The organism is Myxococcus vastator (genome assembly GCF_010894475.1).
Classification (GTDB): domain Bacteria; phylum Myxococcota; class Myxococcia; order Myxococcales; family Myxococcaceae; genus Myxococcus; species Myxococcus vastator.
Genome location: NZ_JAAIYB010000360.1, coordinates 1 through 8,868 on the forward strand (window position 1 = coordinate 1; position 8,868 = coordinate 8,868).

Here is an 8,868-nt window from a genome sequence, read left to right on the forward strand (position 1 = left end):
GGGAAGGGCGGGGCGGCATCGCGCTGCTGGCGTCGTTCGGCGACGTGCTGACGCTCTGTCGCGGCGTCCCCGAGCTGCGGCCCGTCCATGGGGCGTTGTGCGAGGCCACGGCCCGCTTCCTGGACGGCGCCCAGGAGATGATTGCCCTGTCCGCGGAGAGCGTGGACTTCGAGGACGGGCTCAAGCTGGAGGGCCTGGTCGGGCTGGCGGACAACCTGGAGGAGGAGCTTTCCCAGACGGGGGAGCTGGCGGGACAGCTGGCGGACGGCGCCCCCGCCGCGCTGGAGCGCCTGCGCGCGGCCGAGGCGGAGGTCCGGAGCCGGGTCGTGTCCGCGCTGCGCCGGCGTGCGGTGTTCTCGTTCCAGGGCAACCTGGCCCGGGGACGTCGGGAGCCGCTCGAGGCGCTGGCGGGAGATTCGCGCCGCCTGACGCAGCTGGAGAACGCCCTGGCCGCCCTGGACCCGACGCAACAGGGCCTCAAGCAGGAGCTGCTGCTCCCGCTGGGCCTCGCCTACGCCCGGGAGGTGCTGTCCTCCACGCCCTTCGAACGCATCGAGCAATACGGGCGCGCGGTGCAGTCGGTGGCGGACAACCTCCGGCGCGAGGGGGTGTCCATCGACGCGGTGTTCTCCGAGTGCCGCGAGGTCATCGAGTCCCGGCTGCGCGAGCATGCCCGGCTCCTCACGCGCGAGGTGCCCAGCCCGCCGCCCGCGGCCGCGTCGGTGCTCAACGGCGACGCCTACGTCTTCTACCGGGGCGACTTCGCGGCGAAGGCGCCTGATGGAGAGCTGTCCGCGCTGCTGGGGCTGGATGGACAGCTGGCCGCGAACCACGGCGGCGCCGCGCCCGGCTTCCTGTCGGAGGCCGTGCGTTCGGCGGTGGCCCAGGCGGAGTTCGGGTTCGTGCAGACGCGCGTCAAATACCTGCGGAGCTGGCTGACCCAGCTGCTCACGTCGCTTCCACCGCCCGAATCCATGACGGAGCGCGCGGATGCGGAGCGCACCGTGGACCGGCTGGTGCGCAGCCGCTTCCCGATGCTCGCGTTGAAGGAAGGTGAGCTGGTTCGGCTGCGGGGCGTCCTCGCGCTCCTGGGCACCATGCCCGGTGACCTGGGCGAGGGGGCTCGAAAGCTGGAGGGACAGCTGCGCGGCATCGACGAGGACTTCGGGCGCTTCAGCCGGCAGGTGCTGGCGCGGCGATCCTCGCCATGAGCCGGCGCTTCCGCGGGCGACACGTTGAGGCGGAGAGGGGACGCTGAGCGTGTTGGCCCGGCGCCTCGCGGACCTCCGGCGGAGGCTGGACGCGCTCCACCAGCCCGCGCCCGCTCGCGGCGGCTGGCGGGCGTGGACGCTGCTGGGGCGCCGTGCGCGCGGAGCAGAGGACATCGCGCTGCCAGTGCTGGCCGCGCTGGACCGGGACCTGGACCGGGTCGGCGTGCACACGTCGGAGGACGCGCGGCTCCTCAAGGCGCTGGGCCTGCGGAAGGGCAGGGCGGGGGCCTTGGCGCAGGGGCTGCTTGACAGGGCCCATCAAGCGCTCGCGGAGGTGGAGCAGGGCCTGACGCGGGTGGAGCGGGCCTGGCGCACGGGTGAGCCACTTCCCGGCGCGGTCGCGGTGCTGGAGAAGGGCTTCGTCCAACTGACGCGAGTGGTGAAGGTGGCGGACCTCTTCGCCCGTCCTCCTTCGTCGGAGCCGGAGGATGACGACGCGGCGCTGGAAATCTACGGGCGCGCCGATGGGCGCACCACGCGTCAGGTGCCTTCCAGTGCTCGCCTGGCCGTGGCGGAGTTCTTCGCGGAGCGGGCCCGGGCCAACGCCACCGACGTCATGCAGAAGCGCAGGGACCTGGACCTGGCGCACGAGCTGCTCATCCGCCTGGGCGCGGACCACGACCGCGAGCGGGGCATGGTGCTGCGGCGCCACGTGGCCGAGGCCCGCGAGCGGGTGCGGGCCGTTCCGGCCGTGCGCTCCATGGATGAGCTGCTGCGGCACGTGCGCCACACGGCCCGGCGCGAGCCCCAGGTGGCCTACCGCTCGCTGAAGGGGCTCTACGAGCGGGCCTTGGAGGCGGGGGACGCGGCGCTGGCGGACGCGGCGCGTGCGGCGCTGACGCCGCTGTTGCCGGCCCCCCCTCTGCTGTCGTCGCTGATGGAGCGCGCGGAGCTCGATGGCCTGTCGCACTGGTTCGGCGAGGCGCCCCCTGCGCCTGACGAAGTCCCAGGCCCGCCCAGGGCCGATGAGCTGCTGACGGACCTGGCCTTCTCCCTGAAGCCCGAGCAGCTCTCCACGTTCGAGCTGGCGGCGGGCTGTGCCCGCTACTTCGACGTCGAGGATTCGCTGTCGGAGGAAATCGTCCTGGCGGATACGCGCACCGCGCGGGCGGTGCCCCGGCGCGTCCCGTACCCGACGCAGACGATGACGTACGAGACGACGGGCAGCCTCCATGAGGTGCACAACTTCGTCCTGACGGACCCGCGGATGCTGCTGCGGGACCTGGCGGCCAGTCACCAGCTGGTGCGCGCGTACCTGGACGACGAGCCGCCCCCGCGCCCTCGGAAGGTGAAGCGCACCGCGGTGCGGGTCTACGTCTGCGACGCGTCGGGCTCCATGCACGGCGCGCGAGCCCGTTTCCGGGATGCCATTGTCATCGCGGAGCTCAACAACCTGCGCGTCAAGGCCCGCCGGGGCGAGCACTTCGACCCGCTGTACTTCAGCTTCTTCAACGACGTGCCCACCGAGCTGGCGCGCGTGGACACCGCGCTGGAGGCCACCCGGCAGTTGGAGAAGCTCTTCCGCGATTCACCCGCGGAGGGGCAGACGGACATCACGCTCGCGCTGATGTCCGCGTTCGACTCCATCCGCGCCGCGCAGGGACGGGACCCGTACCTCGCGCGGGCCACCGTGGTGCTCATCACCGACGGCGAGGACCGCGTGGACCTGGAGCTCATCCGCCGCACGCGCGCGCCCATGGACGCGCTGGACATCGCGTTGAGCTTCGTGTCCCTGGGCGAGGAGAACCTGGACCTGCGCCTCCTCGTCCGTGAGCAGCGGGCCGCCGGAGGCCGCGCCTTCTACCACCACCTCTCCGACGAGGAGATTCTGTGGGCGCGCACGGAGTTCGACACGCCCTGGCGCACGTTGCTGCCGCGTGACGTGCCGGCGTCCGGCGATGCGCTGGAGCAGCTCACGCCGCACCTGGAGGCGCTGGAGGCCGTCGCCGCCGGGCGGGCCGCTCCGCCGCCCGTGGCGGTGGACGCTTCGTTCGATGCGCTCTTCCCGGAGACGCCCACGCTGCCCCCCGGGGCCGCGCCGCCCGGTACGGACCTCGCGCACCGCGTGACGGACATCCTGGGCGCGCTGGTGGAGGCGGCCTCGCTGGCCCCTGCGGACCGGCGCGCGGCGGAGAGCCTGCTGCTGCTTCAACACCTGCTGGGTGTGTACGGATTGACCCCGGCGCGCTACCTGTCCGCGCTGTCCGCGGGTGGGCAGGCGACGCAGGAGGCGTTGCAGCGCGTGCGGCTGTTGTGCCGGCCCTTCGGGTAGGCTGCGCCCCACGCCCATGTTCTTCGGCCTGCTGAGGAGACGAAAGAAGGAGCCGTCACGCCCGGCGGACCCGCTGGCTGCCTTCGACCAGCTCATCGAGCACCTGGAGCGCCAGGCCGCCGAGGTCCGCAAGTCCGCGGCCACGCTGCTGGCGCTCAAGGCGGACCTGGTGCGCGCGGAGGAGCGCTACGCGCGCCGGTTGCTGGAGCTCACCTCGCGGCGGGCCACCGCGAAGGAGCGCGGTGACGCTCAGGCGGTGCGCGTGCTGGAGAAGGACCAGGCGCAGGCGGAGGACCTCCTGGCCGGCACGCGAGACGCGCTGGAGCGGGCCGAGTCGGACGGGCGGCTGTTGCTGGAGGCCGCGAGCGAGCTGGCAGACCGCGTGGTGGAACTGCGCCGCGAGCGGGAGAGCGCGTCCGCGCGGCTCACCGTGGGCGGGCTCGTCACCGAGGCCCTGCGCGAGCGCGTGGCCCGCTTCGACCAGGCGCTGGTGGTGGACGCGGCTCGGGATGAAATCGAGCGCGCGCACGCGCTGGCGGACGTCTACCGCGAGGAGAAGTCGCAGGAGGACTGAGCGCGGCTTCAGGTGCGGCGCGCCGTCTGGTGCAGCTCCAGGACGATGTTGCCGCCCTTGAAGAGCCGGACCGCGCCGGACGTCTGACTGACGACGAGGGCGATGCAGCCCGTGGTGGACGTCATGCCGGCGGCGGCCGCGTGCCGGGCGCCCAGGCCGAGCGGAATCTTCACGGCCTCATCCGCCGCGGACAGGTAGCGGCCCGCGGCCAGGACGACGCCGTCCTCGCGGATGATGAAGGCGCCGTCGAGCACGGAGAAGTTCTTGATGGCCTCGCGAATCTTCGGGTCGAGCACGTTCCGTTCCGCCTCGGAGAGACCCTGGAACGGGTTGATGGTCATCTGCCGGCTCTTCTCCATCACGGTGTTGTGGGCGCCAATGGTGATGATGGTGCCAATGGGGTGGCCCTCGAAGCCTTCCTGGCCAATCTGCAGCGCCAACTGGATGAGGGCGTCCACCACCTGGGAGTTGAACTCGTCGCCCAGCTTCACGCCTTCGATGGCGACGCGGTCATCGAGCGAGCCGCCGATGCGCATCTGCATCAGCGTGTCCGGCGCCCGGCCCACCTTGCCCGTCATGCACAGGACCAGGTCGCCTTCCTTGAACGCTCCCTGGGACAGCGCGGACACGAGCGCCACCTTCACGCGCTCAGTGCGGGAGTAGTCGTACGCGGGGATGACGAGCGCGCGGACCTTCTTGGCGAGGTGCTCCTCCGCCAGCTTGGGCATCGTGACGGCGTAGACGAGCTTCTTGCGAGCAGGCCGGCCGCGAAACTCTTCAGCGGGAATGGGCGTGTCGCAGATATAAAGGAAGTGATCGACTTCGTTCTTGCCGGCCAACGAGAGGGCCGAGCGCAGGAACTCCCGATCAAACTTCGTGTTCTCGCTCATACCGAGGTCAGCTTGACACCGAAGCCGGCATGAATAAAGCTTTCGGGCCCTTTTTTTGGGGTGCAGGGCCCCAAAACCTCGCTGAACTGGAGCGAAGGCTGTGAACCAGAAAGATCTCAAGCGTTACAAGAAGATGCTCGAGGACAGCAAGGCGAGCCTGCTGGAGAGCGCCAAGAAGACCCTGGTGGAGGAGTCCAGTTTCGACACGGACGACCTGCCCGATGAGATCGACCTGGCGTCTTCCGAGTATGCGCAGTCCATGGTCTTCCGCCTTCGGGACCGGGAGAAGTTCCTGCTGCAGAAGATCGAAAAGGCGCTGGTCCGCATCGAGGACGGCACCTTCGGCATCTGCGAGCGGTGCGAAGAGGACATCTCGCCCAAGCGCCTGGAGGCGCGCCCGGTGACGACGCTTTGCATCCGCTGCAAGGAAGAGCAGGAGAAGAAGGAGAAGTCCTACGGCTGAGCGCCGAGGCAGTGAGGGCCGCGCGGGGGATGCCCCGTGCGGCCCTTGGCATTTCAGGCCGCGGGCGCCTGGATTTCCACGCGCAGCAGCTGACGGCCGATGAGGAAGTGGTCCCCGTTGTCCACGAAGGTGGGGCCCGACAGGCGGATGAAGGTGCCGTTGGACGAACCGACGTCCCGGACCTGGAGCCTGTCTTGCCGCACCTGCAGCACCGCGTGCCGCCCGGACACGAAGCCGTCTGTGGGGAAGGTGAGGTCGCCTTGCTCGCGGCCCAGGAGGTTGTCGCCCTCGCGCAGGGGGAAGGCGCCGCCGCGCAGGCCGCCCTCCAGCAGCTGCACCAGCCGCAGCCGGTAGCCGGGATCCGGTGAGCCCCAGACCTGGGTTCCGCCCGGTCCGGTGGTCGCGGTGGGGATGGGCTCCAGCACCAGCCGCTGGCGTCCCAGTCGCAGCTCGCCGCCGGGGGGCAGCTCTCGCTCCTGGCGCAGGCGGACGAAGACGCCGTTGGCGCCGCCCACGTCCTCCACGGCCAGGCGGATGCCGGAGAAGAAGAACCGGACCTGGAGCGGCATGATGAAGGGGTCGTCCGTGAGCGAGATGTCCGCCTGCTGACCGCAGGTGAGGGTGTCGCGCTGCATGCGGACGACGGACTCGGGGCCGCCATCGGCGCGCACCACGCGGATGGAGACCTGCGGGCGCGAGGCGACGCTGGAGACGGCCATCACCATCGTTCCGGAGCGCAGCGGCGAGCCACACGCCCGGCAGACGGAGGCGTCCCGAGGATTTTCGGTGTCACAGCGGGGGCAGTATTCCATCGCGTCCATGGAGGGCTAGGGGTTGTACCAGGGCCGGGGCTCGGTTGCTCGCCTTGCGTTGCTCGCGGCTTGCCCCCTACCCGAGCGGCGTGATGAAGTCGGTGTCCCACCCCTTTGGGGATCGTTTCCTTGCACTGCCCCTCCTGCGGCGCTGACGCCCAAGAATCTTCCCGTTTCTGTCCCGCCTGTGGCGCGACCCTCGTGCGTACGCCCGATTCGGACGAGTACGTCGGCAAGACGATTGCCTCCAAATACCGGGTCGAAGCCCTCATTGGCGAGGGCGGCATGGGCAAGGTGTTCCGCGCCCGCCAGCTCTCCCTGGACAAGGTGGTGGTGCTGAAGGTGCTGCGGCACACGCTCCTGTCGGACGAGCGCACCGTGGCGCGCTTCCAGCGCGAGGCCAAGGCCGCCAGCCGCCTCAACCACCCCAACTCCATCAGCGTGCTCGACTTCGGCCAGGCCGAGGACGGGGCCCTGTTCATCGCCATGGAGTACGTGGCGGGGCAGGACCTGCACCAGATCCTCAGCCGCGAGTGGCCCCTGAACGAGGGGCGCGTGGTGCGCATCGTCAGCCAGGTGCTGAGCGCGCTGTCGGACGCGCACGGCGCCGGCGTCATCCACCGCGACCTCAAGCCCGAGAACATCATGGTGGAGCCGCGGCGCAACGAGCCCGACTTCGTCAAGGTGCTGGACTTCGGCATCGCGAAGATCACCGACTCCACGGACGACGGTCCGGCGCTCACCCGCGCGGGCTTCGTGTGCGGCACCCCCGAATACATGTCGCCCGAGCAGGCGCGGGGCTCGCAGCTCGACCACCGCTCGGACCTGTACGCGGTGGGCGTCATCCTCTACCAGTTGATGACGGGGCTGCTGCCCTTCGAGTCGGACTCGGCGGTGGGCTTCGCCACCAAGCACCTCACCGAGGAGCCGCCGCCGCCCACGCGCCGCCGGCCGGATGCGCGAATCTCTCCGGCCATGGAGCGGCTCATCCTCCGGGCGCTGTCCAAGAACCCGGCGGACCGGCCCGCCACCGCCGAGGCCTTCAAGGCCGAACTGCAGGCCGTGGACAAGGAGCGCCGCCGGATGGACTCGGCGCCGCGGCGCTCGGCCAACTCGTCCGCGGTGCTGGCGCCGTTGCCGCGCAAGTCCGCCGCCAGCCCGCAGAGTGACGTCCGGGATGCCACGCTGCCCGGGTGGGGCAACGAGGTGACCATGGAGGCCACGGTGCGCGCCCTGCCGGGGGTGCTCGAGCCGTTGCCCGCGAACGCCGACGCGATGTCCGCCACGCGTGAGCAAACGGACTCGCTGGTCCACACGCAGCCGGGCACCGGCGGCGGCAGCGGGGTGGCGTTCTTCTTCAAGTCGCTGACCATCCTGCTGGTGGTCGCCGCGCTGGGCTTCTTCGCCTACTACTTCTTCATGGGCGCGGGCAGCGGGGGCGCGCAGGACCTGCCCTACGCGCTGCCCACGAATGCGCCGGTGCCGGCGGGGGCCAACAACTCCGCCGTGGGCGCGAGCCCCGACGTGCCGCTCTATGACCGGGCCATTGTCTCGGGCGCGCGCAACGTCGAGCGCGCGCAGGAGCTGGCACGCGAAGGCGACAAGGCCCTGCAGCGCGCGGACGTGGGGCTGGCGGCGACGAAGTATCGCGAGGCCTTCGGCCGCAGCGGTGACCCGGAGCTGGCCCTGAAGCTGGGCGAGGTCTACTGGCACCGGCAGAACCAGGACGAGGCTCGAGGCTGGTGGAACCGTCACCTGCGTGAGCAGCCGGCTTCCAAGGCGCGGGCCCTCATCGAGCAGCGCCTGGGCGGCACCGTGGCTCAGCCCACGTCGCCCTGACGGGTGGCCCGCGGCACGGCCTGCCCCGCGTCAGCCCAGTGTCTCCACCTGAAGCACGTGCTGTCCCAGGCGGACGCGGTCTCCCGGACGCAGGGGGCGCTCGACGCCGCTCGCGAGGCGCACGTAGGTTCCCAGGCCTCCGGACAGGTCCCTCAGCAGGGCGCCCGTGGGCGTGGGGGACAGCTCGCAGTGGCGGCCCGCGAGGCCCTCGTCGCCGGGGAAGCTCAAGTCACAGTGGGCCAGGCCGATGGTGAGCAGCGGCGCCGCCGTCATCACCGCGCGTCCCGCCCGGCCACCGACGAGCATCTCCTCCACCCCGTACACGGCCTGCCCCAGTGGCACCGGGGCGCCGTAGATGGCGGGCCGTCCCGTCACGGGGGGCTGGGTCTCCAGGCGGCCCGTGAAGCGGAACAGCCGCTGGCCCGCGCTGAAGAGGGTGCGGGGGGTGAGGGCTTCCGTCCCCCCCACCGTGACGAAGACGCCGGAGGCGCTGGATTCGTCCCGCACGTACAGCGAGCCGTCCTTCACCAGGAAGGTGGCGTGCAGGGGCGACACGAAGGCGTCGTCCGCGAACAGGATGGCGCCGCGCTGGCGGCCCACGACGCAACCGGTGACAGGCAGCTTGTAGCGCTGCCCCCGCGAGGAGCCCGCGATGACCGCGAGCCCGAAGCGGGAGGCGGCCGGCGGGGCAGCGCGCGGCGCCGCGGTGGCCACACCGGCCCGTCCGGGCATCGCGCTGTCCGGAAC

Annotated in this window: 7 protein-coding genes and 1 pseudogene; 5 read left to right on the forward strand and 3 right to left on the reverse strand. The window is 71.3% G+C overall.

Translation table 11 applies throughout. From position 1 onward, the window contains the following. The 3 genes and pseudogenes from G4D87_RS28025 to G4D87_RS28035 all read left to right on the forward strand — a co-directional run. Nucleotides 1–1,211, forward strand: a pseudogene (locus G4D87_RS28025) (AAA family ATPase); the annotation flags it as partial. 49 nt (nucleotides 1,212–1,260) lie between these two features. Next, nucleotides 1,261–3,543 carry a vWA domain-containing protein gene (locus tag G4D87_RS28030; protein ID WP_163785738.1) on the forward strand — a complete coding sequence of 761 codons (2,283 nt, stop codon included), beginning with the start codon at nucleotides 1,261–1,263 and terminating at the stop codon, nucleotides 3,541–3,543. 16 nt (nucleotides 3,544–3,559) lie between these two features. Continuing rightward, nucleotides 3,560–4,117: a PspA/IM30 family protein gene (locus tag G4D87_RS28035; RefSeq protein WP_163785739.1), complete on the forward strand. Its 558-nt coding sequence runs from the start codon at nucleotides 3,560–3,562 to the stop codon at nucleotides 4,115–4,117. A gap of 8 nt (nucleotides 4,118–4,125) precedes the next feature. Here the strand turns inward: G4D87_RS28035 and G4D87_RS28040 are convergent, their stop codons facing one another. Further along, nucleotides 4,126–5,007 (reverse strand): DNA integrity scanning protein DisA nucleotide-binding domain protein, encoded by an 882-nt coding sequence (locus G4D87_RS28040; RefSeq protein ID WP_163785740.1) that lies wholly within the window; start codon nucleotides 5,005–5,007, stop codon nucleotides 4,126–4,128. 100 nt (nucleotides 5,008–5,107) lie between these two features. On the opposite strand from G4D87_RS28040, the gene G4D87_RS28045 reads away from it, so the two are divergent. Continuing rightward, nucleotides 5,108–5,470, forward strand: coding sequence for a TraR/DksA family transcriptional regulator (locus G4D87_RS28045; protein WP_163785741.1), 363 nt, complete (start codon nucleotides 5,108–5,110; stop codon nucleotides 5,468–5,470). A gap of 53 nt (nucleotides 5,471–5,523) precedes the next feature. On the opposite strand, the gene G4D87_RS28050 is transcribed toward G4D87_RS28045, so the two are convergent. After that, nucleotides 5,524–6,291 carry a double zinc ribbon and FHA domain-containing protein gene (locus G4D87_RS28050; RefSeq protein WP_163785745.1) on the reverse strand — a complete coding sequence of 256 codons (768 nt, stop codon included), beginning with the start codon at nucleotides 6,289–6,291 and terminating at the stop codon, nucleotides 5,524–5,526. 120 nt (nucleotides 6,292–6,411) lie between these two features. On the opposite strand from G4D87_RS28050, the gene G4D87_RS28055 reads away from it, so the two are divergent. Further along, nucleotides 6,412–8,121, forward strand: a complete 1,710-nt coding sequence (locus G4D87_RS28055) for a serine/threonine-protein kinase (protein WP_163785747.1) — start codon at nucleotides 6,412–6,414, stop codon at nucleotides 8,119–8,121. Between the two features lie 30 nt (nucleotides 8,122–8,151). Here G4D87_RS28055 and G4D87_RS28060 read toward each other — a convergent pair. Continuing rightward, on the reverse strand, nucleotides 8,152–8,868 hold a 717-nt coding region (locus G4D87_RS28060; protein WP_163785749.1), incomplete at its 5' end, for an FHA domain-containing protein.

What these genes read in the sequence shown, in the direction of transcription:
- G4D87_RS28035 (WP_163785739.1), top strand. Translation starts at nt 3,560, where the DNA reads ATGTTCTTCGGCCTGCTGAGGAGACGAAAGAAGGAGCCGTCACGCCCG.
- G4D87_RS28040 (WP_163785740.1), bottom strand. Translation starts at nt 5,007, where the DNA reads ATGAGCGAGAACACGAAGTTTGATCGGGAGTTCCTGCGCTCGGCCCTC.
- G4D87_RS28050 (WP_163785745.1), bottom strand. Translation starts at nt 6,291, where the DNA reads ATGGACGCGATGGAATACTGCCCCCGCTGTGACACCGAAAATCCTCGG.